We start from the raw sequence: 25110 nt of genomic DNA on the forward strand, positions 1-25110 counted from the left end.
GGGAGACGAAGGCGTACGAAGGTACGTCGAGTCTCCCGCAACGCCGAGGACACTCCGTAATCACGCGTTCAGGGCTTTGAAGCCGATGTCGTGACGATAGAACATGCCCTCGGTGGGCAGCGCGTCGATGACCGCGTACACCTTGTCCTGCGCGTCCTTGATGGTGGGCGCGGAGGTTTCGACGAAGAGGACGCGGCCGGAGGAGGCGACGAGCTCGCCGTTCTCGTCCTTGGCGACGCCGGCGTAGTAGACGTGGGAGTCCTCGTCGACGGGGATGACGGGGATCTTCGCGCCCTTGACGACGTTGGTCGGGTAGCCGTCGGAGGCGAGGACGACGCCGAGGGTGACGCGGTCGTCGTCCCAGGTGAACTCGGGGGTCTCGCCGTCGAGGATCGCGCTGATGCCGGCGGCCAGGTCGGAGGTGAGCTTCGGGAGGACGACTTCGGTTTCGGGGTCGCCGAAGCGGGCGTTGAATTCGATGACCTTGGGGCCGTCGGCGGTGGCGATGAGGCCAGCGTAGAGGATGCCGGTGAACGGCGTGCCCTCGTCGGCCATGGCCTGCACGGTGGGGCGCACGATCGTCTCGATGGCCTCGTCGACGACGGTCTGCGGAATCTGCGGCACGGGGCTGTAGGCGCCCATGCCGCCCGTGTTCGGGCCCTTGTCGCCGTCGTAGGCGCGCTTGTGGTCCTGGGAGATTGGCATCGGCCAGAACTCGGTGCCGTTGACGAAGCTCATCAGGGAGAACTCCTGGCCTTCGAGGAAGTCCTCGATGACGACCTTGGCGCCCGCGTTGCCGAAACGATGATCGATGAAGATGTCGTCGAGCGCGGCGATGGCGGTCTCGACGTCCATGGCGACGGTGACGCCCTTGCCGGCGGCCAGTCCGTCGGCCTTGACGACGATCGGCGCGCCGTGCTCGCGCACGTAGGCGACGGCCGGTTCGAGCGTGTCGAAGGTCGCGTACTTGGCGGTGGGGATGCCGTGGCGTTCCATGAGCTGCTTGGCGAAGTCCTTGGAGCCTTCGATCTGGGCGGCGGCCTTGTTCGGGCCGAACGCCTTGAGGCCGGCGGCGGCGAAGTCGTCGACGAGACCGTCGATGAGCGGCACCTCGGGGCCGACGAACGCCCAGTCGTAGTCGTTGTCCTTCATGAAGTCGATGAGCGCCGCGTGGTTCGACTCGTCGATGTGGGAGGTGCGGATGCCGTCGAGCTCCATGCCGGGGTTGCCGGGGGCGACGGTCACCTCCTCGACGCTGCCGCCGCGCTGGAGCGCGTGGGCGATGGCGTGCTCGCGCGCGCCGGAACCGATGACCAGAACCTTCTGACCCATTGCGTGTTGTCCTTTCAATCCAAAGCCCCCGCTGGCGGGGGCTTCATGAAGCGTGAATGTTACTTGAGCGCGATCTGCGTGCCGTCGGCGTCCTCGACGATCTCGCCGATGCGGTAGCCGGCCTCGCCGTTGGCCTCGAGCAGCTTAATGGTCTCGTCGGCGCGCTCGGCGGGGACGGCGAGCACCATGCCGATGCCCATGTTGAAGATGTTGTACATCTCCATGTGGTCGATTTCGCCGGCCTTCTCCAGCACGTCGAAGATCGGCAGCACGGGCCAGGAGCCGAGCTTGATCTCGGCGGCGAGGCCGTCGGGAATCATGCGCGGCACGTTCTCGATGAAGCCGCCGCCGGTGATGTGCGCGACGCCCTTGACGACGCCCGCCTCGAACAGGGGCTTGAGGGCCTTCACGTAGATCTTGGTGGGGGTGAGGAGCACGTCGCCGAGCTTCGCGCCGCCGAGCTCGTCCAGCTCGGTGTCGACGGTGTAGCCGGCCTGCTCGAACAGGGCCTTGCGCACGAGGGAGAAGCCGTTGGAGTGGATGCCGGTGGACGGCAGGCCGATGAGCACGTCGCCCTTGGCGATGCCGGAGCCGTCGACGATCTTCGACTTCTCGGCCACGCCGACCGCGAAGCCGGCGAGATCGTACTCGTCCTCGTCGTACATGCCGGGCATCTCGGCGGTCTCGCCGCCGATCAGGCCGCTCCCGGCCTGCACGCAGCCGTCGGCCACACCGGCGACGACCTGCTCGAGCAGGGCCGGATCGTTCTTGCCGCAGGCGATGTAGTCGAGGAAGAACAGCGGTTCGGCGCCCTGGGCGGCGATGTCGTTGACGCACATGGCGACGCAGTCGACGCCGATGGTGTCGTGCTTGCCGACCATCTTGGCGACGACGAGCTTGGTGCCCACGCCGTCGGTGCCGGAGATGAGCACCGGCTCCTTGTAGCCGAGGGAGGCGAGGTCGAACAGGCCGCCGAAGCCGCCGATGCCGCCGACCACGCCGGGGCGGTTCGTGCGGGCGACGTGCGACTTGATGCGCTTGACGACTTCGTAGCCGGCTTCGACGCTCACGCCGGCGTTCTCATATGCTTTGGGCATTGGGGTTGGGCCTTTCTTGGGGCTGATGGGGTTGGGGCTTGTTTACTGTCGGACGTTTGTCAGGCGTTGTCCTGCGGACGGTCCTCGGGCTGCACGGTGTACTCGTTGCCGATGTACTTGCTCTTGTACAGCGCGAATTCGGGCAGGCGCACGCGGTCCTCGGGGGTGAGGGACTTGAGGAAGTCCTCCTCGTAGTCGTCGAGCGCGGTCGGGTAGTCGCCGTTGAAGTAGGCGACGCACAGGCCGCCGTACGGGGCGTCCGCGCCGAGGCCGATCGATTCGACCAGGCCGTCGAGCGACAGGAAGGCGAGCGAGTCGGCGCCGATGTACTCGCGGATCTCCTCGACCGACTTGTGGCCGGCGATCAGCTCGCGCGTGGTGGAGATGTCGATGCCGTAGAAGCACGGGTACTTGAGCGGCGGCGAGCTGATGCGCATGTGCACTTCGGCCGCGCCGGCCTCCTTGAGCAGCTGCACGATGCGCTTCGACGTGGTGCCGCGCACGATCGAATCGTCGATGACGACGACGCGCTTGCCCTTGACGACGCTGCGCACGGCGGAGAGCTTCATGCGCACGCCCTGTTCGCGCAGCTCCTGCGTCGGCTGGATGAACGTGCGGGCCACGTACTGGTTCTTGATCAGGCCCATCTCGTTGGGCAGGCCCGCGGCCTCGGCGTAACCGGACGCGGCGGACAGCGAGGAGTTCGGCACGCCGATGACCATGTCGGCGTCCACGCCGGATTCGGCGGCGAGACGCGCGCCCATGCGCTTGCGGGCGGAGTGGACGTTCACGCCGTAGATGTCGGAGTCGGGGCGGGCGAAGTAGATGAACTCCATCGAGCAGATCGCGAGCTGCGTGTTGTTCGTGTACTGGACGATGCGGTAGCCGTGCTCGTTGACGACGACGATCTCGCCCGGGCGGATGTTGCGCACGAGTTCGGCGCCGACCACGTCGAGCGCGCAGGTCTCGGAGGCGAGCACGTAGGCGCCGTTCTTCATCTTGCCGAGGGAGAGCGGGCGGAAGCCGTTCGGGTCGAGCGCGCCGATCATCGCGTCCTCGGTCATGAGCAGGTAGGCGAAGCCGCCGTGGACGGTGTTGAGCGCCTCCTTGAGCTTGTCCATGAAGGTGCGCTGCATGGAGCGGCGGATGAGGTGCATGAGCACCTCGGTGTCCGAGTTGGAGTGGAAGATCGCGCCTTCGTCCTCCAGCTTGCGGCGCAGGGACGGGCAGTTGGTGAGGTTGCCGTTGTGGCACAGCGCCACGTCGCCGTCGTGGAAGCGGAAGATGAACGGCTGGATGTTGTCCGTCGTGCCGGAGCCGGCGGTCGCGTAGCGGACGTGGCCGATCGCGCGGTCGCCCTTGAGGCGTTCGATCTCGCGTTCGTCGCCGAAGACCTGGGTCAGGAGGCCCAGGCCGCGGTGTCCGGTGAGGTGGCCGTTGTCGTTCGCGACGATGCCGGCGCCCTCCTGGCCGCGATGCTGCAGCGCGTGCAGTCCGAAATAGGTGAGTCGTGCGGCGTCGGGATGGCCCCACACGCCGAAGATGCCACATTCCTCATGAATGTCTTCGAGTTCAGCCGACAAGCCAAAGCTCCTTTTCAAACGTGGTCAGACATGGAGTTCACTACCCGTTCACCCTACCAATCGCCGGCTACATCATGGCGGCGCGTCGCGGCTGTGTCCGTGAGATGCGGATGACTGCGGATGACGATGACTTGCGCTGAGAGCATTACCGTTAAGAAGAAGCCCCGGTATCCCGCAGAATACCGGGGCGAGTTTAGGAAACCGTCAATCCCATATCTGGACACGTACCACGTCGACGGTCCCGGACAACTTATTCCATGTCCAAGGGCCTCTTTTTGCCGTGGTCACGTAATGACCGTTCTGGGAATATCGAATCTGGCCTCCGCCAATCGCCAGAGTGCGCCATTGTCCTACATTGCCCCATCGACCGGCTCGGATGCCGGCGTTTTTGAAGCCCGCGACATCGGCTCCGCTTGGAGTCATCAGACACAGCGTGAATGTGTCGCAGTAGCTTTGATAATCAATGTAGGGGGTGCCGGTGTCTTGATGCAAAGCCACCTTGGTAATGGTTCCCGTATCGACATCCTCCCATACGTCCTTTGGTGTGCTTGACAGGAGAAAGTCCGTCAGTTCCTGTTCAGTGTGGATGTTCAGCGAGGATTCAACCAGAGTGGGGCCGACCTGGATGAACTCTGGTTCGTTCGGCTGTGTGGGTTCATCGGCCATGGCTGCGGGTGCCATCAGCAAGGCGATTACACCGATGATGGCCATGATAATGTGTCTGATGTGCTGGTGCATGATTATTCCTTTCATCCGTTGGATGGGTCGTCAGTCCGGATAATCCCGATTCAATTCAATCCTGTTTTCGGTGCGTAGAACAGCGTGTGTAATGAATTCCACTACAGAGGGTGCGTGCAGTGAAAGTGGCGTCCCCATAGGGTATGGATGCGACGAGATGCCAGATTGAAGAATCCTTCTCCTCGATTCGGCAGTGCCCTCCAGCCTTATAGAGAGCATCGCAATAATATTGCATCCCAAGGTGTGTAGACATATACTTTGATTTTATGTCCTTTCTGTGATTTGTTAGAGATATTTGAATACCATTGTCATCGGTTGCTATGATGATTGCATAGCCGAATTCCGGATTTGCATATTTGGCGATGTTGATGAATATTTCGTTCAAAAAATCAGTTAACAGTAGTTCGTTGTGCGGGCTTATCTCATGATTCGATGAGTCGGGGAGTATGGCAATGCCCCGTATATGCAATTGTTCAAGATGGGACTGTTTCGTATTGACTAACGCCTTGAGATGTCGAATCCACGGTACTTCGATACCGTCATCGTATTTCACTTTTTGCTGGGATTCTATATCGTTGAATCTTTTCGGAGGCTGATTGTCGAAAGTGCGGATATTGCCGTTGGAGGGTGAGTGCATGGATTCGATGAGCTCACGTGTGTTGGCTATGGCTCGTAAAAGGATGGTTTTCAGTTCTTTCGTTTCTGACATATAGTCCACGTCATCGGAATCCGAAGCAAGGATGGCGTCGATATGCATCATGGCGTATGAAAGATCATTGGCAACCGAATCGTGGAGTTTATGGGCCGTGGCTGATCGGTGTTGAGCGCTTTGTAGGCGACATTCGGTGCGTAAGGCTCGTTCCCGCCAACGTAGGGAATAGCCCAGCAAGCATACCAGTATATAAACCGTGATGAGCGTTATGATGTTGGAGGTGGAGAGGAAATATATTTTCCCACAGGCGTATGCTGCGGATATGTCAATCGAGATGGCGATGGGGGTCGCGATAATGCCTTGAATGATATCCGTATAGGACAGAACGCCAACCGAGATATATAGGGGAATCGAGAATGTGCTGGCGAATATCACCGGGGTCGGCATGAGAAGGTATGCAATGGCGCTGGATGCTATAACGGCCCATGCTCCCAGTGCGGGTTGGACGCACATTCCCACCAGTGAGGCAATCGCCAGAATCGTCATTATCAGTTGGGGTGTCGCCGAATTTGAGTCAAATGATAGTAGACGACTTTCGTCGCTGATGAGAAGACAGGATGTGATTGTCGCAAGAAGGGTGATCCAACGATGTCTGATACAACGCGTCTTTGCGATTGCATGATTTGCAAGGTCGTTAATCCAGCGAGTGATATTTCGCACAAATTCGCAGTGCCTCATAACGGTTCTTGGCTCCCAATTTTCGTATTGCCCGGGTTACATGGGTGGAAACGGTGTGGGGGTTCATCCCAATGATTTCCGATATTTCCCGTAATGAATAGTGTGCGTTGCATAGACGGAGTATCTGTATTTCCGTTTCCGACAGTTGGCCGATTGTCGGGTTGGGGTTTGAGCAAACCAAATCATGCGCGGTTTTTGCGTCCATGAAGGGGCCGTTGCGGTCGATCGGTAGGCCGTGAGCGGCAATGGGAATCGCCGACAATAGTTTTGCGATGATGCTATTGCTTTTGTCGAGTATGCCTTGGGCTCCGGCGTGCGCCAATTCGGTTTCGTAATGTTCGATTGGATATGCGGTGATGCCAATGATTCCAATGGCTGGAGTTCTTCTTCGGATGGCTTCGCACAGTTGTACGCCCGACATGAGGTTAAGGACGATGTCCGTTATCAGTACATGGGGGACATTCTTTTCGAATAATGTTTTTTGAAGGGCCACGTCCGAGTCCTTCTCCGCCCAGATGACATCGATGCCCATATGTGTGGCCAGCGCCGCTCTCATCCACTGAAGCACGCATGCGTCATTGTCTACCAGCGCGACGCGGATCGGCGTAGCGTCGGAACGTTGGAATGTGCGGTTTGGGTTTGGCTGAGCCATGGCTCCTATGATAACTGCCGGGTAAGCACAGGGGCGTCGACGTGTAGTTATCTGACTTACATGGACCTCGCAACACGAATCGAACAGATGTTTGATTTTATGGTATCGTGGCAGTGTTGAGTTGTGGATATTCGAACGTTTGTTTGATGATGGGAGGTGGCGGTGATGCCGATGGCCGATGATTCCGGGCGGGGCCGCGTCTACCTCGCCATCGACCTCAAATCCTTCTATGCGTCCGTCGAATGTCATGCTCGTGGCCTCGACCCGTTGACGACGAATCTCGTCGTGGCCGACGAGACACGCACCGACAAGACGATCTGCCTCGCCGTGTCGCCGTCGCTCAAGGCGTACGGGCTGCCCGGCCGTCCGCGCCTGTTCGAGGCGAAGGAGCGGCTGCGTCGCGTGAACGCCGACCGCGCGCTCGCGGCCCCCGGCCGCCGGCTGATGGGGGAGTCGTGCGACGCGCGCGATCTGGAACGATCGCCGCGGCTCAAGGCGTCGATGATCATCGCCCCGCCGCGGATGGCGAGATACCTCGCCGTCAGCGGGAGCATCTACGGCATCTACCTCAGATACGCCGCCCCCGAGCACATCCACGTGTATTCGATCGACGAGGTCTTCATCGACGCCACGCCGTATCTCGCCGCGCTCGGCATGACCCCGCACGAGATGGCCATGACCATCGTGCGCGACATCCTGGGCGAGACCGGCATCACCGCGACGGCCGGCATCGGCACGAACCTGTACCTCGCGAAGGTCGCGATGGACATCGTCGCCAAGCATATGCCGGCGGATGCGGACGGCGTGCGCGTCGCCGAACTCGACGAGGCGTCGTACCGCCGCCTGCTGTGGGACCATCGCCCGCTCACCGACTTCTGGCGGGTCGGGCGCGGGTACGCGCGCAAACTCGAGAAGGCGGGGCTCATGACGATGGGCGACGTCGCGCGGTGCTCGGTGGGGCGCGCCTCCGACTACTACAACGAGGATCTGCTCTACCGCATGTTCGGCGTGAACGCGGAACTGCTCATCGACCACGCGTGGGGGTGGGAGCCGTGCACGATCGCCGACATCAAGTCGTATGAGCCGGACGCGCACAGCACCAGCATCGGCCAGGTGCTCACCGGACCGGCCGACTGGAGCACCGCGCGGCTCATCGCCAAGGAGATGGCCGATGCGCTCGCGTTGGACCTCGTCGGCAAAGGCGTGCGCACGAACCGGCTCACGCTCGTCGTCGGATACGACGTCGGCAGCCTCGACGCGGGCCTGCTGGACGATTGCGAGGCGCCGGAGACAAAACGTCTGGCGAGACGCGCCGCCGAGTCCTATCACGGCCCGGTGGCGGTCGACCATTACGGTCGCAAGGTACCCAAACCGTCGGCCGGTTCGATCGGATTGGGGGAGTTCACGTCCTCGTCGGCGCGCATCCGCGAGGCGATGACGCTGCTGTTCGAACGCATCGTGGACCCGAGGCTGCTGGTGCGCCGGCTCACCGTCGTCGCCGACGATCTCGCCACGGACGGGGAGCTCGCCGCCGGCAAACGCTATGAGCAGCCCGACCTGTTCGATGCGGATGCCGCGGCAGGCGGGGATGCCGGGGAATCCGATGCCGTCCGGCCCTGTGGCGATGCCGGCGGGGAATCCGACGCCGGGACCGACCGCGACGCGGTGGACCGCGCGCTGCTGGCGATCAAACGCCGGTTTGGGAAGAACGCGGTCGTCAAGGCCATGAACATGGAACCCGGCGCCACCGGCATCGAACGCAACAACCAGATCGGAGGACATCACCGTTAAGCGGACAACCCGGTGGGTTGTCCGTAGGTGATGTGCGAGCCGACAGGCGAGCCTGCGTATGCGGGTGCAGCCCGTCCTTACCGACAGGAGACCGAGCGCCATGGCATTGCATGAGACACACCGATACGACGACATCATCGATCTGCCACACCACGTGTCGCGACGGCATCCGCCGATGTCGCGGCACAAACGCGCGGCCCAGTTCATGCCGTTCGCCGCGTTGACCGGCTACGAGCAGGTCATCGAGGAGACCGCGCGCCGCGTCGAGGAGACCGTCGCCGCCCGCGACTCCCAGTTCGACCGCGACTTCGGCGCGTGACCATGGAACGGGTGCGGCTCATGCGGTCGCGGTCAAGCATCCGACCGTGGCTCGGCTGCGAACGGTGACGCGGTGTACTCTGTGTCGGCATCGGATCGGACGGGAAAGGAGGCGCGGGAATGACCGAGGCGGTCGTGATGCTCGCGTTCTGCGCGACGCTGTTCGTAAGCGTCGCGCAAGGCTGGTCGATCATCCCCGCGCTGCTGATCGGCATGGTGCTGTTCGTCGGATACGGGTTGGCGCGTGGCCGGAAGCTGTCCGCGATGACGCGCCGTGCCGCCGGCAGCATCCGCGCCGCCGGAATGATTCTCGTGACGTTCGCGCTGATCGGCATGCTGACCTCCCTGTGGCGGGCCAGCGGCACCATCGCGTTCATCGTCGCCCACGCCTCGTCCCTGATCCACGGCGTGACCGTACTGCCGCTGACGTTCCTCCTGTGCTCGGCGATGTCGATGCTGATTGGCTCGTCGTTCGCCAGCGCCGCGACCATGGGTACGATCTGCATGTCATTGGGCTTGTCGATGGGCGCCCATCCGGCGATGCTCGGCGGCGCGGTGCTCGCCGGCGTATACGTGGGGGATCGGTTCTCCCCGGTCTCCACCAGTGCGTTGCTCGTCGCGCAACTCACGCACACAAATCTGTTCTCCAACCTCGGGCGCATGCTGCGTACCGGAGCGGTGCCGTTCGCGTCGAGCTGCATCGTCTATGCGGTGGCCGCCGTGACCGGCATCATGTCCGGGGACGGAACGTCGTCGGCCGTCTCCGGAGGCGTCCCGATCGCCGGATTGTTCGCGAAGGCGTTCGACCTGCATTGGCTCACCGTGACGCCGGCGATCCTCGTGGTCGTCATGGCGTTGCTGCGTGTCGGCGTGCGGCTGACGATGCTGGCAAGCATCGCCGTATCCGCGGTGGTATGCGTCGGCGTGCAGCGCATGACCTGGCCGGAACTGCTGCGTCTCCTCGTTTCCGGATACCATGCCGTCGATCCACATGTCGGCGCGTTGCTCGACGGTGGGGGCATGATCTCCATGGTGAACGTGGCGGCGATCGTATGCATCTCCTCCGCCTACGCGGGCATCTTCGCCGAAACCCGCATGCTCGCCCGATTGCGGCATGCCATCGACGCGTTGGGCTTCCGCATCGGCGCGACCGGCGCGACCACGGCCGTCGCGGCAGGTGCCGCGGCGCTCTCCTGCAACCAGACCCTGACGATCATGCTCACCCACCAGCTCTGCACGGGACTGTACGGTGACGACGAGGCGGCGCGCGGCGCGTTTGCCGTCGACCTGGAGGATTCCGCCGTCGTCATCGCGCCGCTGGTACCCTGGTCGATCGCCGGCGCGGTGCCGTTGGCCACGATAGGCGCGCCCACCGTGAGCATCGCCGCCGCGACGTTCCTCTATCTCCTGCCGCTCACCCGGCTTCTGGCGTCGGCCATACGCAGGCATCGGCGTGCGACGGTTCCCACGGAATGCGGCGAGTCCGGAGAACTGCGGGATGATGACGCTATCATGGCATCCGTATGACGTGATGAGGATTTCCACGAAAGGACGATCGACGATGGGCATGAGAACGGGAACGATGTTGGCCACCATGATGCTGTGCGGTGCGCTCGCCATCGGACTGGGCGCATGCGGGTCGTCGAACGCCTCCGCCGCGAACGGATCGGCGAACGGCTCCGCGAGCAGCTCGCAGACCGACGGGGGCTCCTCCAAGAAGTCCGAACAGTCCGAACAGTCCAAACAGTCCGACAAGACGGATTCCTCCGATTCCTCCGATGCCTCGGCGTCGGCATCCGCCACTCCGGTCGACATCACCGGCACCTACGAGTTCTCTGATTTCGGCAAGGACTGCACGAAGGACTGCAAGATCACCGTCACCGTCAAGGACGGTATGATTTCCGCCGTCATGTCCGACGACTTCGGCAAGTACCCGTACTGGTACGGCACCGTCGATTCGGAGTCCATCGCGAAGACCGGCAAGTGGACGAGCAAGGCCGATTCGAAGTCCGCGCAAGGCAAGAAGGTCACCAAGTCGGAATTCGGCTCCGAGGACTCCACCAAGGTGTTCACCTACGACGCGAAGGCCAAAAGCATCAACTTCGATCTCAAGTTCTACGTGCGCGTCAACCACGTGAAGGCCAAGCTCATCGGCTGAGCCGCCGGCGTCGTGGTCGGCGAGCCGCGTCGATGACGAATCACCCGCCGATGAGCCCCGCCGCGGCGAACGCCTCGCGATAGACGGCGACGAGGTCGTCCAGCCGCATCGACGCGTTCGCCGGACTCGTCGACGGCAGCGGCGTCATCGGCACGTCGAGGCCGGCCGCGTCCAGTAGCGGCGCGATGAGACGCCGATACAGCTGCGCCGCCTTGCCGCCCGTCGTGAAGACATGCGCGATCGGCGCGTCGCGTAGGATCGGAACGATGTCGTTCGGCACCGCATTGCGGATGGTGGAATCGCTCGCCCCCGTGATGTCGCATGAGGCGATCACATCCCACAACGCCACGTGATGCCGCAACGCGAACGCGCGGCGCGAAGCGGGGGAGTCGCCCACACGGTCGGAGGGGTCGGAGGGATCCGCGAACAGCGCCTGAAGCACCGGCCAGAACCGGTTGCGCGGATGCATGTAGTAGAACGCCGCCTCCCGCGACTTCGGACTCGGCATCGACCCCAACACCAACATCCGCGACGAATCATCCCACACCGGCCCGAACCCATGCTCCACACGCACCATGCCGCCCATGATAATCGTGTCGCGTGTTGCTGATGCGTAGGGGACTTTGTTTAGTCGGCTTTGACGGCCTCACGGAGTGTGATTCGTTTACCCGTGGACCACCATGAGCCGGGCGAGACACGTCGAATCATCGGGGAGGATGACGCTCACGCCGCCCGAATACCCCTCGAACGGCAACGTGGCCTTGGGGCCATCTGTCGCCGCGCAGGTCAAGGTGTCCGTCGACAACTACGAGGTCGAGGACTGACGTCCCCCGGTTCATCGACCGAGCCGCAGACCTCATGGGAACACCAACGTAGTCTTGGTGAAAGGTTACGCTTTCATTATCTCGCGCCCAGTAGATGAACGAAGGAGACGTATACATGGGCAAGACCGTCAAAGTAATCATCGGCGTCGTGATTATCGTCGCATGCGTTGCGACGGGAGTGTTCGGACGCAGCATCATCGACGGGTTCCTCAACCCGCATCCGACGCTCACCAACACCGTGGTTGCCAAGCAACTGGAAAAGATCCAGGATCTGACCACGGCGAAGGAGACCGATTTCGGGTTTGAGAAATACGATGAGGGCGGTGTCGCGTTCATCAACAAGAAGTCGTTCACGATGTTCTACTCGTATGAGGCCCGTGCCGGCATCGACCTCGGCAAGGCCGACATCTCCGTCGATAATGAGAAGAAGACCATCGACATCACGCTGCCCGCGCCGACGATCCAGTCGGTGTCGGTCAATCCGGACACTTTGCAGTTCTTCGATCAGCAGTCGTCGATACTCAACTCTTCGGATGTCGGCGATGCGGCGACCGCGTTGCAGGACGCCAAGAAGAGCGCCGAGAAGAAGCTGAACAAGGGCGAGCTGCTGACCACCGCCAACGAGCAGGCCAAGGACGTCATCGAGCGTATGTATTCGCCGATCGCCGAGACGGATGGCTACACGGTGGACGTGACCACCACCGACCCGAAGTCGTGAATCGGGAACCGTAGATATGGAAAAGGGGAGACCTTCGGGTCTCCCCTTTTCCATACGGATGCTAGATCATCAGGCGGCGAAGTAGTCGACGCCGGCCTCGAAGATCGGCTGGTACTTGTCGCCGGGCACGTTCACGTACAGGCCGTTGCCGGAACGCTCCGAGTGGCCCATCTTGCCGAACACGCGGCCGTCCGGGCTGGTGATGCCCTCGATGGCGAGCATCGAGCCGTTCGGGTTGACGTCCAGATCCATGCCGGGCACGCCCGCCTCGCTCACGTACTGCGTGGCGATCTGGCCGTTGGCCTTGAGGCGCGCCAGCGTCTCGTCGGAGGCGACGAAACGGCCCTCGCCGTGGGAGATGGCGACCGTGTGCACGTCGCCCACGTTGGTCTTCGCGAGCCACGGGGACAGGTCGGAGGCGACGCGCGTGCGCACGAGACGGCTCTGGTGGCGGCCGATTGTGTTGAACGTCAGCGTCGGGCAGGTGGCGTCCATGTCGACGATGTCGCCGAACGGCACCAGACCCAGCTTGATGAGCGCCTGGAAGCCATTGCAGATGCCGAGCATCAGGCCGTCGCGGTTCTTCAGCAGGTCGCGCACCGCCTCGGTGACGGCGGGGGCGCGGAAGAACGCGGTGATGAACTTGGCGGAGCCGTCCGGCTCGTCGCCGCCCGAGAAGCCGCCCGGGATCATCACGATCTGGCTCTTGCCGATCTCCTCGACCAGCTTGGCGGTGGACTCGGCCACCGCGGCCGGCGTGAGGTTGTTGACGATCAGCGTGTGCGCCTCGGCGCCCGCACGCTCGAACGCGGCGGCCGAGTCGTACTCGCAGTTGTTGCCCGGGAACACGGGGATGATGACGCGCGGCTTGGCCACGCCGGAACCCACGTACACGGTCTTCTTCACGCCGGCCTCGGCCGCGTGGAAGTCGATCGTCTCGACGGTCTCCGTCTTCTCCGCGCCGCGGGAACGGTACGGGAACACGGATTCGATGCCGCCCTCCCACGCGTCCTGCGTGCCCGCGAGGTCGAGCGTCTCGCCGGCGGCCGTGAACTCGTAGGCCTCGGTGGTCATGCCGATCTCGCCGACCTCGACCAGGTTGGAGACGGCCGGGATCTTCTCGTTGTCCTTGAGCTCGACGATGAACGAGCCGTACGCCGGCTTGAACAGGTCGTCGAGCGCGATGCCGTCGTTCAGAGCCACGCCGATGCCGTTGCCCACGGTCATCTTGAACAGCGCCTCGGCGGTGCCGCCGTAGCCCGGCGTGGACACGGCCAGCGCGGTGCCGAAGTCGGTGAGCTCCTCAACCAGGCCGAACGCGTCGAGCAGCGCGTCCTTGTCCGGCGTGAGGCCGTCGGCCAGGTAGCGCGGCGCGATGCGCACGATGCGGTGGCCGGCGCCCTTGAACTCGGGGGAGGTGGCGCGCTTCATGTTGCCCACGGCCACGGCGAAGGAGATCAGGGTCGGCGGCACGTCGAGATCCTCGAACGAGCCGGACATGGAGTCCTTGCCGCCGATCGCGCCGGTGCCGAGGTCGATCTGCGCCATCAGCGCGCCGAGCACGGCGGCCATCGGCTTGCCCCAGCGTTCCGGCTCGTCGCGCAGCTTCTCGAAGTACTCCTGGAAGCTCAGGTACGCCTTCTCATGCTCGAAGCCGGCGGCCACCAGCTTGGCGAGCGATTCGACGACGGACAGGTACGCGCCGGTGAACTGGTTCTTCTCCATGATGTACGGGTTGAAGCCCCAGGCCATCGCGGATGCGGTCGTGGTCTCGCCGAACACGGGGAGCTTGGCGACCATCGCCTCGTTCGGGGTGAGCTGCCTGACGCCGCCGAACGGCATAAGCACGGTGCCCGCGCCGATCGTCGAGTCGAAGCGCTCCGACAGACCCTTGTTGGAGGCCACGTTGAGGTCGGTGACGAGGGCGTGCATGCGCTCGGCCAGCGTGCCGGTCGTCCACGCGGACGGCACCGCGTACGCCTGCTGCGCTTCGATGTGCACGGCCTGATGCTTCGGCGCGCCGTTGGAGGCGAGGAACTCGCGGGTGAGGTTCACGATCTCGTCGCCGTTCCAGGTCATCACCATGCGCGGGTCCTCGGTCACGGTGGCGATCACCGTCGCCTCGAGGTTCTCCTCGCGCGCGTAGCCGAGGAACTCGTCGACGTCCTCCGCGGCCACGTCGACGGCCATGCGCTCCTGCGATTCGGAGATCGCCAGCTCGGTGCCGTCGAGGCCCTCGTACTTCTTCGGGACGGTGTTGAGGTCCACGTACAGGCCGTCGGCCAGCTCGCCGACCGCCACGGACACGCCGCCCGCGCCGAAGTCGTTGCAGCGCTTGATGAGACGGCACGCGTCGCCACGGCGGAACAGGCGCTGCAGCTTGCGCTCGACCGGCGCGTTGCCCTTCTGCACCTCGGCGCCGTCGAGTTCCAGCGATTCGACGTTGTGGGCCTTGGAGGCGCCCGTCGCGCCGCCGATGCCGTCGCGTCCGGTGCGTCCGCCCAGCAGGATGATCTTGTCGCCGGGGGCCGGGGTCTCGCGGCGCACGTGGTCGGCCGGGGTGGCGGCCACGACCGCGCCCACCTCCATGCGCTTGGCCACGTAGCCCGGGTGGTAGATCTCGTCGACCTGACCGGTGGCGAGGCCGATCTGGTTGCCGTAGGATGAGTAGCCGGCGGCCGCGGTGGTCACGAGCTTGCGCTGGGGGAGCTTGCCCTCGAGCGTCTCGGAGACCGGCACGGTCGGGTCGGCGGCGCCGGTCACGCGCATCGCCTGGTACACGTAGGAGCGGCCCGACAGGGGGTCGCGGATGCAGCCGCCGATGCAGGTGGCGGCGCCGCCGAATGGCTCGATCTCGGTCGGGTGGTTGTGGGTCTCGTTCTTGAACAGGAACAGCCAGTCCTGCTGTTCGCCGTCGACGTCCACCTTCACCTTGACGGTGCAGGCGTTGATCTCCTCGCTCTCGTCGAGACCGGTGAGGATGCCGTTCTTCTTGAGCCACTTCGCGCCGATCGTGCCCATGTCCATCAGGCACAGAGGCTTGGAGTCGCGGCCGAGCTCGTGGCGCAGTTCGAGGTAGCGCTCGAACGCGGCCTTGACGACCTCGTCGTCGATGGCGACGTCGGTGAGGATCGTGCCGAACGTCGTGTGGCGGCAGTGGTCGGACCAGTAGGTGTCGATGACCTTGATCTCGGTGATCGTGGGCTCGCGGCCCGCCTCGGCGAAGTACTTCTGGCAGAACTCGAGGTCCGCGAGGTCCATGGCGAGGCCGCGCTCGTCGATGAACCGCTGGCCGGCCTCGGCGTCCATCTCGTTGAATCCGGCGATAACCTCGACCTTGCCGGGCGTCGGCACGGCGGTCTTCAGCGTCTCCTTGACGTCGAGGGACGCCTCGCGCGCCTCGACCGGGTTGATGACGTAGCGCTTGATCGCCTCGACGTCGGCCTCGGTCAGGTCGCCTTCGAGGGCGTACAGCTTGGCGGAGCGCACGGTGGGACGCTCGCCCTGCGAGATGAGCTGGATGCATTCGCTGGCGGAGTCGGCGCGCTGGTCGAACTGGCCGGGCAGGAACTCGGTGGCGAACACCTTCGCCGCGCCGAAGTCGGGCAGGTCGTTGGCGACGTCGTCCACCTGCGGCTCGCTGAACACGGTGGGCGTGGCCTGGGCGAACAGCTCGGCGCTGATGCCCTCCACGTCGTAGCGGTTCACGATGCGCACGGATTTCAGGCCGGCGATGCCGAGGATGGTCTTCAGCTCGCCTGCGAGCTGCTGAGCCTCGACGTCGAAGCCGGGCTTCTTCTCCACGTACACGCGGAAAACCATGAGGGTCCTTTCGGGAATATTGAACGGAATCCTAAAACATCGGCTCCCTCTGACGAGGGAGCTGTCGGCGGAGCCGACTGAGGGAGAGACGGCGACCGTCGTCGCCATGCCGTCGTTCCCGACGGGTTCTCTCCCTCAGTCCCGCTTCGCGGTCCAGCTCCCTCGTCAGAGGGAGCCTGCATGAAAGCGTGTCACTCGGCGCGCTCGACGCCTTCGGCCTCGGCCAGCTTGACCAGACGGCCGTAGATTTCCTCGTACGCGGGGATGATGTTGCCCAGGTCGCGACGGAAGAGATCCTTGTCGAGGTGCTCGATCTTGCCGGACTTGTCCTTGAGGTCCCACAGGCGGCAGGTGTCCGGGGTGATCTCGTCGGCGAGCAGGATGGTGCCGTCGGAGGTCTTGCCCTCCTCGATCTTGAAGTCGACGAGCTGCACGTCGATCTTGGAGAAGATGTCCTTCAGACCCTCGTTGACGGCGCGGGCGATGCGGGAGATCTCGGCCAGCTCCTCCTCGGAGGCGAGGCCCAGGGCCACGATGCCGTCGTCGTTGATGAACGGGTCGCCCAGCTCATCGGACTTGAGGCAGAACTCGAGGATCGGCTTCTTGAGCGGAGTGCCCTCCTCGACGCCGTAGCGCTTGGCGAAGGAGCCGGCCGCGGTGTTGCGCATGATGATTTCGAGCGGGTACATGTCCATCTTCTTCACCAGCTGCTCGGTGTCGGACAGACGCTTGATGAAGTGGCTTTCCACGCCGCGCGCCTTGAGCAGGTCGAAGATGACGGAGGTGATGTGGTTGTTCAGGTTGGCCTTGCCTTCGATCTGGGCCTTCTTCGCGCCGTTGCCGGCGGTCGCCTGATTCATGTATTCGACCCACAGCACGTCGGGGTCGTCGGTTGCGTACATCTTCTTGGCCTTGCCCTTGTAGAGCATTTCCAGTTTCTCCATTACTCGCCTTTCAGGAGTGGAATATCTGGGTGAACTAACGGTAAAAGGGTACCAATCGCCGGCTACATGCAACACACGACCGCGGCGGATGGCCGGCGACCTCGATGGTCAGCGCACTTCGATGGTCAGCGCGTCGGCGACGCGGCCCGCCTTGGCGCGCGCGTCGGCCTCGGAACCGCCGATCGCCAGCGCGACGGCCATGCGGCGATGGCCGTGCACCTCCGGCTTGGCGAAGACGCGCAGGTCGGTGCCCGGCTTGGCGAGCGCACGGTCGAGCCCGGAGAACTCCGCCTCGCCGTCGCCGGCGACCACGATCGCATGGCTGGCGGCCACCGCGCCCTCCGGCATCGCGAGCGCCACATGGCCCTCCGTGACCGGCAGGCCGAGGATCGCGCGCGCGTGCAGCGCGAACTCGCTGAGCCGCTGCGAAGCCATCGTCACCATGCCCGTATCGTGCGGACGCGGCGACACCTCGTTGAACAGGACGGAGCCGTCGGTCAGCACGAACAGTTCCACGCCGAACACGCCCCAGCCGGTCTCGCCGCTCGCCTTCGCCTTCGCGACGAGGCCCTCGACGGCGGCGCGCGCGATGCGGCCCGCCTCGGCGAGCACGGCGTCGCCCGCCGCGGCCGGCTGCCACGATTCGCGGTAGTCGCCGGACTCCTGACGCTGTCCGATCGGCGCGCACGTCACGATGCCCGCGCTCGACGAGACCGTCAGCACGGTCAGCTCGTAGTCGAGCGGCGCCAGCGCCTCGACGATCACGCGTGACACGTCGCCCTCGCCGGCGGCGCGGCGGCCCTCCTGCGCCTCCGTCCACGCGGCGTCGATCGCGTCCGCCTCGCGCACGACCGACTGGCCGTGACCGGACGAGCTCATCACCGGCTTGACGACGCACGGATAGCCGACCTCGTCGGCGCCCGCGCGCAGCTCCTCCAGCGAGCCCGCGAACCGGTAAGGCGTGGTCGGCAGTCCCAGCTCTTCGTGCGCGATGACGCGCAGACGCTCGCGGTCCATGCAGATCGCGGCGATTTCGGCGCTCGGCACCACCTGCACGCCGCGGGCGGCCGCATCGGCCAGCTCGGACGTGGCGATCGCCTCCACCTCGGGCACGACGATGTCCGGCTTCACCTCGTCGAACAGGGCGCGCAGCTGGGAGGCGTCCGCCATGTCGAGCACACGGGCCTCATGCGCCACCTGCTGGGCGGGCGCGCCCGCATACGAGTCGGCGGCGCACACCCATGCGCCCAGGCGCATGAGCTCGATCGTCACCTCCTTGCCGAGCTCGCCCGAGCCGAGGAACAGCACGCGCGTCGGCCGCGCGCCCAGCGGCGTGCCCAGCACGCGGCCGGAGACGGGGGAGTGGGACGAGGAAGGGGAATCATTGACGGTGTTGACGGTGTTGACGGTGTTGACGGTGTTGACGGTGTTCACGCTATCGGTCATGCGTCACATTCTCCCATCGCCACCCGATGAGGCGCGCCGGCATGCCGGCACGCGTTGATAACCGTCCATAAATACCGCGTATAGACACGCCGTTGTCGCGTGCCGATCCGCGGCGTACCTTGAGTATCACCGATCGGTTGGGAATAAACGATCGGGCCAACGTTTCCTGAAGGGGAAGAAAGGGAGTTGGAGATGGGGGAAGGGAATCCGTCGCCCGCAGTCAGTCAGTCCGTCGATCCGATCGCGGATCTGATCTCACGCAGGGCGGCGGCGCTCCCGCCGAACCCGTTCGCCCAGGCCGACGCGCGCACCGCGGCCGCCATCCGCGCCGGGCATGACGTCATCGACCTGTCCAAAGGCAATCCGGACGGCGCGCCGCCCGCGTTCATGCAGGACGCGCTCGCCCACGCCGCGCACGACCCGTCCCTGTTCCGCTATCCCGCGTTCGACGGTGTCCCCGCCTATCTCGACGCAATCGCGCACTGGTATCACGGACGCTACGGCGTGGCGCTCGACCCGCGCGCGCACCTGCTCGCCACCGCCGGCGCGTCGGTGGGCATCTCCACCGTCATCGAGGCGCTCGTCGACGAAGGCGACACGGTCGTGGCCGTCGACCCGTACTATCCGCAGTACGAAGGCTCCACCGCCGTCGCCAAGGGCCGGTTCGTCACGATTCCCGCGGACCCGACGCACGGCTACCTACCGGACCTCGACGCCGTCGACCCGAAACTGTGGGACGAGGCGAAACTGCTCATCCTCAACTATCCGAACAATCCCACCGGCGCCGTCGCGACGCCGGAATTCTACGGGCGCGTCGTCGCGCTCGCGCACGAACACCGGTTCGCGGTGATGAACGACTTCGCCTACGCGGGCATCGAGTTCGGCGACGCGCCGTCGCCCAGCATCCTCGCCACGCCGGGCGCGCTTGACGTGGCCGTCGAACTCGGATCGCTGTCCAAGATGTTCATGGTCGCCGGGTGGCGCGGCGGCTGGATCGCCGGCAACGCCGCGATCCTCGCCGCATCGAAGTCCGTCCACCAGCAGACCGCCGTGCTCGCACCCAGCGTCGTGCAGCAGGCCGGTGCGGTCGCGCTGAGCGGCGACCTGCGTTCCGTGGCGGCGCTCGGCGCAAGCTACGGGCATCGCGCGCAGGTGCTCGCCGACGGATTGCGCGAGGCGGGGCTCGACGTGGCGCCGCCGCGCGGAGGACTGTTCCTGTGGGCGCGTGTGCCGGATGGCTACGGCACGTCGGACGCGTTCACCGCATGGCTCATCGAACATGCGGGCGTGGCCGTCATGCCCGGATCGTGCTTCGGCCCCGCGTCGGACGGATTCGTGCGGTTCAGCCTGCTGAAGCCGGAACGCGACCTCTATCAGGCGGTGTCGCGCATCACGCGCGCGCTGGCATAGTATCGCCGCGGCGCACGGCCCGTGCCCAGTCGCGTGCGGTCATAGACTGGAGCAATGCGTGAACAGGAATCGGAGCATGATGAGGAGATTCGGCGGACGCCGATCGTCGAGGAGGACATCGACCGTCCGCTGACCATCGCCTTGGTGGTCGACACGGTCGGCAACCAGGGCAACGGCACGTCGAATTCGGCGCTGCAATGGGCCGCCGAACTGGAACGGCAGGGGCATCACGTGCGTCTCGTCGGTATCGGCGCGCCCGACTATCCGGCACGCGTCAACAAGGTGCCGCTCGTCTCGTGGGTGGCCGCCAAGCAGCAGATGCAGTTCGCCGAGCCGAGCGACACGCTGTTCCGCACCGCGTTCCAAGGCGTCGACGTCGTCCACATCTACATGCCGTTCAAATTCGGCCGGCACGCCGCGAAGGTCGCCCGTCGGATGGGCATCCCCGTGACCGCCGGATTCCACCTGCAGCCGGAGAACGTGCTCTACTCCGCCGGACCATTGCGCTACATCCCCGGCATGGAGCGGTTCCTCTACTGGCTGTTCCGCCAGTGGCTGTACAAGCGCGTCGACCACATCCACACGCCCACCGAGATGACCGCGAGCCTGCTGCGCGAACACGGGTACAAGGGGACGATGCACGTGATCTCGAACGGCTACGCGCCGCGGTTCACCGCGCGCGAGCCGTTCGATCCGGACGCGCCCGCGCACGTGCCGTTCCGCGTCGTCGCGTCCGGCCGCCTCGCACACGAGAAGGACCAGATCACGCTCATCAAGGCTATCTCGATGAGCCGGCACGCGAGCGACGTCCAATTGGTCATCGCCGGCACCGGTCCGCTCAAACAGTATCTCACGTTCCGCGCGAACCGTCGCCTCAAGCGCAAGGCGGACATCGGTTTCCACCGCAACGTCGACATGCCCGCGCTGCTGCGTTCGTGCGACCTGTTCGTGCACTGTTCGATCGCCGACATCGAATCGGTGAGCGTCATCGAGGCGATGGCGTGCGGCCTCGTGCCGGTCATCGCCGCGTCCGAACTGTCCGCGGCGAGCCAGTTCGCGCTGACCGATGCCTCGCTGTTCCCGGTGCGCGACGCGGCGATGCTCGCGCGCCGCATCGACTGGTGGATCGATCATCCGGACGAGCTCGCGCGCTGGGGCGCGGTCTACGCCGAGCACACGCGCGAGCATTATTCGGTGGAGGCGTCCGTCCACCGGTTCGTCGACATGGAACGCGAGGCGATCGCCACGGCGGAGGCGTGACACGGCGGGGATTGCCGTAGCGGGGACTGCCGTAGTGGGGACTGCTACAGCAGGGCGATGAGCCGGTCCGTCTCCTCGTCCGTGGTCGCCCAGCTCGTGCAGATGCGCATCACCGTGTGCGACTCGTCCGCCTTCTCCATGAAGCCGAGACGCACGTCGCGTTCCAGACGGTCGATGGTCGGCTGGTCGAGCGTGACGAAGATCTGGTTCGTCGGCGCCTCGAACGTCAACGTGTAGCCCTTGTCGCGCAGCGCGGCGCGGATGCGGTCCGCCTGCGCGTTCGCGTTGCGGGCGATGCGGAAGTAGAGGTCGTCGGTGAACAGCGCGTCGAACTGCGCGCCCAGCAGGAAGCCCTTCGCGAGCAGCGCGCCATGCTGCTTGATCTCGGTGAGGAAATGACGCGGCGCGGCGGAACGCGCGTCACGGTTCGCGAACACGACCGCCTCGCCGAACATCGCGCCCACCTTCGTGCCGCCGATATAGAAGACGTCGGCGATGCGGGCGAGATCGGGCAGCGTCATGTCGCAGCCGGTCGCCGTGAGGCCGTAGCCGAGACGCGCGCCGTCCACGAACAACGGCATGTCGTAACGATGCGCGACCTCGGCGATGACCTCCAGTTCCGCCTTCGAGTAGACGGTGCCGTATTCGGTCGACATGGAGACGTAGACGCAGCCGGGGAAGACCATGTGATCGTGATTGCCGTCCGCGTAGAAGGTCGCGCAGTATTCGTCGAGCTCGGTTGCGTCCATTTTGCCGTCGTGATGGGGGAGTGTGAGCACCTTGTGACCGGAGTATTCGATGGCGCCCGCCTCATGCACGTTCGGATGCCCGGATGCGACGGCGACGACGCCCGCATACGGCGGTGTGACCGCGTCGATGACGACCTGGTTGGCCTGCGTGCCGCCGACGAGGAAGTGGATGTCCGCCTCCGGCAGGGCGCACGCCTCGCGGATCTTCGTCTTGGCGCGCTCGCAGATCGGGTCCATGCCGTAGCCGGGGTACAGGTTCTCGTTGATGCGGGCGATCGCGTCGAGCACCGCCGGGTGCGCCGCGCGAGAGTAATCGTTCTCGAAGGAAATCATGACGACCAGTGTAGTGGCCGGCCGCTCCCGCGCGGAGTTTCCGCTCCCGCATGGAGTTTGCGCTCCCGCTGGCGGGAGCTGTCCCGCACGGCGGGACTGAGGGTGGTCGTGCGGGGCCTTGCGCCTCGCGCGCAAGAAGATGGCCCCCGGAACCGAAGGGAAGAAGTTCCGGGGGCCATCTGATGGGGAAGGAGGCGATGGTACGCTTTGCTGCTTTCGCCGCGCCGCCTTGCGCGGCCTCCTTGCAATGATGAACCACAAACAACCAGTACACGTGTTTCTTTCGCGGCCCGGCGCCTGCGCCGTGTTGCCTTGCCGCACCTCGGTGAATTCACCATCGATCGCTATTCAGTTATCTCGAAGGCGTTGCGCCTGCGGCCTTACGGCTTTCTGCGCTTCGTTGCGACCTGCCGGATTCCCGGCCGATCTTAAACTCCGGCCTTCACTGGTAAGTATACCAAAAACCGAACATGCTGCATGCCTCGACACGCCGAAAAGCCAATCGGCAGTAAGGGTGACGGGCTATGTTGAAATGAACACAAGCGAACAATGTGACCGTTCTCATGTGCGCATGCGAGCGATTGGGCGGGACGATGGCGATTCGCAAAGGCGACGTGGGATGCGGGGTTTGCCGGGCGTGGGCTTTGTTGCGGCGCGGGCGGCCGTACTGGCGAAACGAAGGGGCCGACGGCGGAACCGGTGGTGGCGTGGCGGAGTGGCGGGCGGACGCGCCGCCTACGTGCGGCCGTCCGCGTGCGCGGGGCGGAGGCATCACCCGCCCCACCGCGCAGACATGCATCGGCGGCTGTCCGAGCGCGAAGAGCGGAGGTCGGAACTTCGCCAACGCGTAACCACCCGTGATCAGCCGTCCGCGCGCGAGGAGCGGAGGTGTGGTGCGGAGGGGACGAAATGGGCGATGCGGCGTGGGATTCCACGATTTCGCGAATAGTTGCGTGCTTTCCTGCATCGTGCTCTTGGGGCATATATGCCCTCAATCCTTGGAAACAGGCGCGACACGCCGTAGTTGGACAACGGCGGAAACTCCTGTATTGTATTCACTCGTTGCCGACCGGCGAGAGCGGGTCGAGAACAATGGTGGCTATAGCTCAGTTGGTAGAGCATCTGATTGTGGTTCAGAAGGTCGCGTGTTCGAGCCACGTTAGCCACCCCACCAAGACCCCGAGGGTAACCTCGGGGTCTTTTCGTATCCCCTCCCGTCGTTTCATCCCATGGTGCGGTAAAACCCTCATGGTGCGGTAGGCGAAAACGCCGGATTCTCGCCGATGTGGAGAAATTGTGTTGCCGCACCATGGGGTGGTGGGGTTGGAATTGGAGTGTGGCGGGGTGGAAGCGAGGTTGGGGTTGGGGTTGAGGAGGGGCGTGGTTGAGGAGGGGCGTGGATGAGAGTCTGGCGTGTCGTTGTCCGGGCGGTTCGTAATATGGATATTCGTGTGTGCCAGCGGTACGCCTTATGTGACAGGAGTACGGCGCTGGGATATCCCGTGAATCGCATGGATCGCGCGCAGCAATGCGGCGGCGAGAGAGGAACGGGCCATCGGGCCGGTGGGCAGTGGCTGACTTTCCGATTCGGATCGGTTTCCGGATGCTCGGGGGAGTATGGCTCACGGTGCTGCGGGCCTCACGGAACCAAGAGATAACACTGAATCGGAGAATTCAAGTTGCCTACTATCGAACAGCTCGTCCGTAAGGGACGTTCGCCGAAGCCGAAGAAGTCGAAGACTTTGGCGCTGAAGGGCAGCCCGCTGCGTCGCGGCGTGTGCACCCGTGTCTACACCACCACCCCGAAGAAGCCGAACTCGGCGCTTCGTAAGGTCGCCCGTGTCCGTCTGTCCTCCGGCATCGAAGTCACCGCCTACATCCCGGGCGAGGGCCACAACCTGCAGGAGCACTCCATCGTGCTCGTGCGCGGCGGCCGTGTGAAGGATCTGCCGGGTGTGCGTTACCACATCGTGCGTGGCGCGCTCGATACCCAGGGTGTCAAGGACCGCAAGCAGGGTCGTTCCCTGTACGGAGCAAAGAAGGCGAAGTAAGAGATATGTCACGTAAAGGCCCCGCTAAGAAGCACGTCGTGCTGCCCGATCCGATCTACGGTTCGACCGTCGTCGCGCAGCTGATCAACAAGATCCTCCTGGACGGCAAGAAGTCCATCGCCGAGGACATCGTCTACTCCGCGCTCGACATGGTCAAGGAGAAGACCGACCAGGAGCCGGTTGCCGTCCTCAAGCGCGCGCTGGACAACATCCGCCCGTCCCTCGAGGTGCGTTCCCGCCGAGTCGGCGGCGCCACCTACCAGGTGCCGGTCGAGGTCAAGCCGAACCGCGCCAACACGCTGTGCCTGCGCTGGCTGACTGACTTCTCCCGCGCCCGTCGCGAGAAGACCATGGCCGAGCGTCTCGCCAACGAGATCCTGGACGCCTCCAACGGCCTCGGCGCTTCTGTCAAGCGTCGCGAGGATACTCATAAGATGGCAGAGGCCAACAAGGCCTTCGCCCACTACCGCTGGTAATCACTCGCCTGAGGAAGA

General features: G+C 64.4%; 21 protein-coding genes and 1 tRNA gene. 11 read left to right on the top strand and 11 right to left on the bottom strand.

Annotation, left to right across the window (positions count from 1 at the left end):
* Window positions 1-60: 60 nt before the first annotated feature.
* The 6 genes from purD to AC1AYP_RS00645 form a co-directional block, all read right to left on the bottom strand.
* Complete coding sequence (gene purD / locus AC1AYP_RS00620) at window positions 61-1332, bottom strand: phosphoribosylamine--glycine ligase (RefSeq protein ID WP_476546489.1); 1272 nt, start codon at window positions 1330-1332, stop codon at window positions 61-63.
* Between the two features lie 59 nt (window positions 1333-1391).
* On the bottom strand, window positions 1392-2429 hold the full coding sequence (purM, locus tag AC1AYP_RS00625) for a phosphoribosylformylglycinamidine cyclo-ligase (protein WP_476503220.1): 1038 nt from the start codon (window positions 2427-2429) through the stop codon (window positions 1392-1394).
* Window positions 2430-2488: 59 nt separating this feature from the next.
* Entirely contained in the window at window positions 2489-4012 is a 1524-nt protein-coding gene (gene purF, locus AC1AYP_RS00630; protein WP_101622061.1) for an amidophosphoribosyltransferase, read from the bottom strand.
* 204 nt (window positions 4013-4216) lie between these two features.
* Window positions 4217-4750, bottom strand: a complete 534-nt coding sequence (locus AC1AYP_RS00635) for a hypothetical protein (protein WP_101622062.1) — start codon at window positions 4748-4750, stop codon at window positions 4217-4219.
* Between the two features lie 55 nt (window positions 4751-4805).
* The gene (locus AC1AYP_RS00640) at window positions 4806-5948 is read right to left on the bottom strand and encodes a histidine kinase (protein WP_165784849.1); all 1143 of its coding nucleotides are present in this window, start codon (window positions 5946-5948) and stop codon (window positions 4806-4808) included.
* A 148-nt stretch (window positions 5949-6096) separates the two neighbouring features.
* A complete protein-coding gene (locus tag AC1AYP_RS00645) occupies window positions 6097-6792 on the bottom strand; it encodes a response regulator transcription factor (protein ID WP_165784850.1) in 696 nt (231 codons plus the stop codon).
* 171 nt (window positions 6793-6963) lie between these two features.
* On the opposite strand from AC1AYP_RS00645, the gene AC1AYP_RS00650 reads away from it, so the two are divergent.
* From AC1AYP_RS00650 to AC1AYP_RS00665, 4 genes are all read left to right on the top strand, one after another.
* Entirely contained in the window at window positions 6964-8583 is a 1620-nt protein-coding gene (locus tag AC1AYP_RS00650; RefSeq protein WP_101622121.1) for a Y-family DNA polymerase, read from the top strand.
* 100 nt (window positions 8584-8683) lie between these two features.
* Window positions 8684-8902, top strand: a complete 219-nt coding sequence (locus AC1AYP_RS00655; protein WP_101622064.1) for a hypothetical protein — start codon at window positions 8684-8686, stop codon at window positions 8900-8902.
* A 119-nt stretch (window positions 8903-9021) separates the two neighbouring features.
* Entirely contained in the window at window positions 9022-10428 is a 1407-nt protein-coding gene (locus AC1AYP_RS00660; RefSeq protein WP_101622065.1) for a Na+/H+ antiporter NhaC family protein, read from the top strand.
* A 55-nt stretch (window positions 10429-10483) separates the two neighbouring features.
* Entirely contained in the window at window positions 10484-11059 is a 576-nt protein-coding gene (locus tag AC1AYP_RS00665) for a hypothetical protein (protein ID WP_476544519.1), read from the top strand.
* A 40-nt stretch (window positions 11060-11099) separates the two neighbouring features.
* On the opposite strand, the gene AC1AYP_RS00670 is transcribed toward AC1AYP_RS00665, so the two are convergent.
* Window positions 11100-11636, bottom strand: a complete 537-nt coding sequence (locus AC1AYP_RS00670; RefSeq protein ID WP_101622122.1) for a DNA-deoxyinosine glycosylase — start codon at window positions 11634-11636, stop codon at window positions 11100-11102.
* Window positions 11637-11739: 103 nt separating this feature from the next.
* On the opposite strand from AC1AYP_RS00670, the gene AC1AYP_RS00675 reads away from it, so the two are divergent.
* Both AC1AYP_RS00675 and AC1AYP_RS00680 read left to right on the top strand, forming a co-directional pair.
* Entirely contained in the window at window positions 11740-11883 is a 144-nt protein-coding gene (locus tag AC1AYP_RS00675) for a hypothetical protein (protein ID WP_165784851.1), read from the top strand.
* Window positions 11884-11998: 115 nt separating this feature from the next.
* Window positions 11999-12601, top strand: coding sequence for a DUF4230 domain-containing protein (locus AC1AYP_RS00680; RefSeq protein ID WP_243394323.1), 603 nt, complete (start codon window positions 11999-12001; stop codon window positions 12599-12601).
* Window positions 12602-12670: 69 nt separating this feature from the next.
* On the opposite strand, the gene AC1AYP_RS00685 is transcribed toward AC1AYP_RS00680, so the two are convergent.
* The 3 genes from AC1AYP_RS00685 to purT all read right to left on the bottom strand — a co-directional run bounded on the left by AC1AYP_RS00685 (window position 12671) and on the right by purT (window position 18813).
* A complete protein-coding gene (locus tag AC1AYP_RS00685) occupies window positions 12671-16423 on the bottom strand; it encodes a phosphoribosylformylglycinamidine synthase (protein WP_476546490.1) in 3753 nt (1250 codons plus the stop codon).
* Between the two features lie 191 nt (window positions 16424-16614).
* Window positions 16615-17367 (bottom strand): phosphoribosylaminoimidazolesuccinocarboxamide synthase, encoded by a 753-nt coding sequence (gene purC / locus AC1AYP_RS00690; RefSeq protein WP_476546491.1) that lies wholly within the window; start codon window positions 17365-17367, stop codon window positions 16615-16617.
* Window positions 17368-17475: 108 nt separating this feature from the next.
* Complete coding sequence (gene purT, locus AC1AYP_RS00695; RefSeq protein WP_476546492.1) at window positions 17476-18813, bottom strand: formate-dependent phosphoribosylglycinamide formyltransferase; 1338 nt, start codon at window positions 18811-18813, stop codon at window positions 17476-17478.
* 192 nt (window positions 18814-19005) lie between these two features.
* Between purT and AC1AYP_RS00700 the strand changes: the two genes are divergently transcribed.
* Window positions 19006-20223: a pyridoxal phosphate-dependent aminotransferase gene (locus AC1AYP_RS00700; protein ID WP_476546493.1), complete on the top strand. Its 1218-nt coding sequence runs from the start codon at window positions 19006-19008 to the stop codon at window positions 20221-20223.
* A 54-nt stretch (window positions 20224-20277) separates the two neighbouring features.
* Complete coding sequence (locus AC1AYP_RS00705; protein ID WP_476546494.1) at window positions 20278-21483, top strand: glycosyltransferase; 1206 nt, start codon at window positions 20278-20280, stop codon at window positions 21481-21483.
* A gap of 44 nt (window positions 21484-21527) precedes the next feature.
* Here AC1AYP_RS00705 and AC1AYP_RS00710 read toward each other — a convergent pair whose 3' ends face one another.
* Window positions 21528-22565, bottom strand: a complete 1038-nt coding sequence (locus AC1AYP_RS00710; RefSeq protein WP_476546495.1) for a threonine aldolase family protein — start codon at window positions 22563-22565, stop codon at window positions 21528-21530.
* Between the two features lie 1095 nt (window positions 22566-23660).
* On the opposite strand from AC1AYP_RS00710, the gene AC1AYP_RS00715 reads away from it, so the two are divergent.
* From AC1AYP_RS00715 to rpsG, 3 genes are all read left to right on the top strand, one after another.
* Window positions 23661-23736 (top strand) — tRNA-His (locus tag AC1AYP_RS00715).
* A 508-nt stretch (window positions 23737-24244) separates the two neighbouring features.
* On the top strand, window positions 24245-24616 hold the full coding sequence (rpsL, locus tag AC1AYP_RS00720) for a 30S ribosomal protein S12 (protein ID WP_003825774.1): 372 nt from the start codon (window positions 24245-24247) through the stop codon (window positions 24614-24616).
* A 5-nt stretch (window positions 24617-24621) separates the two neighbouring features.
* Window positions 24622-25092, top strand: a complete 471-nt coding sequence (gene rpsG, locus AC1AYP_RS00725; protein ID WP_034526982.1) for a 30S ribosomal protein S7 — start codon at window positions 24622-24624, stop codon at window positions 25090-25092.
* Window positions 25093-25110: the final 18 nt, after the last annotated feature.

The organism is Bifidobacterium sp. LH_424, assembly GCF_056356895.1.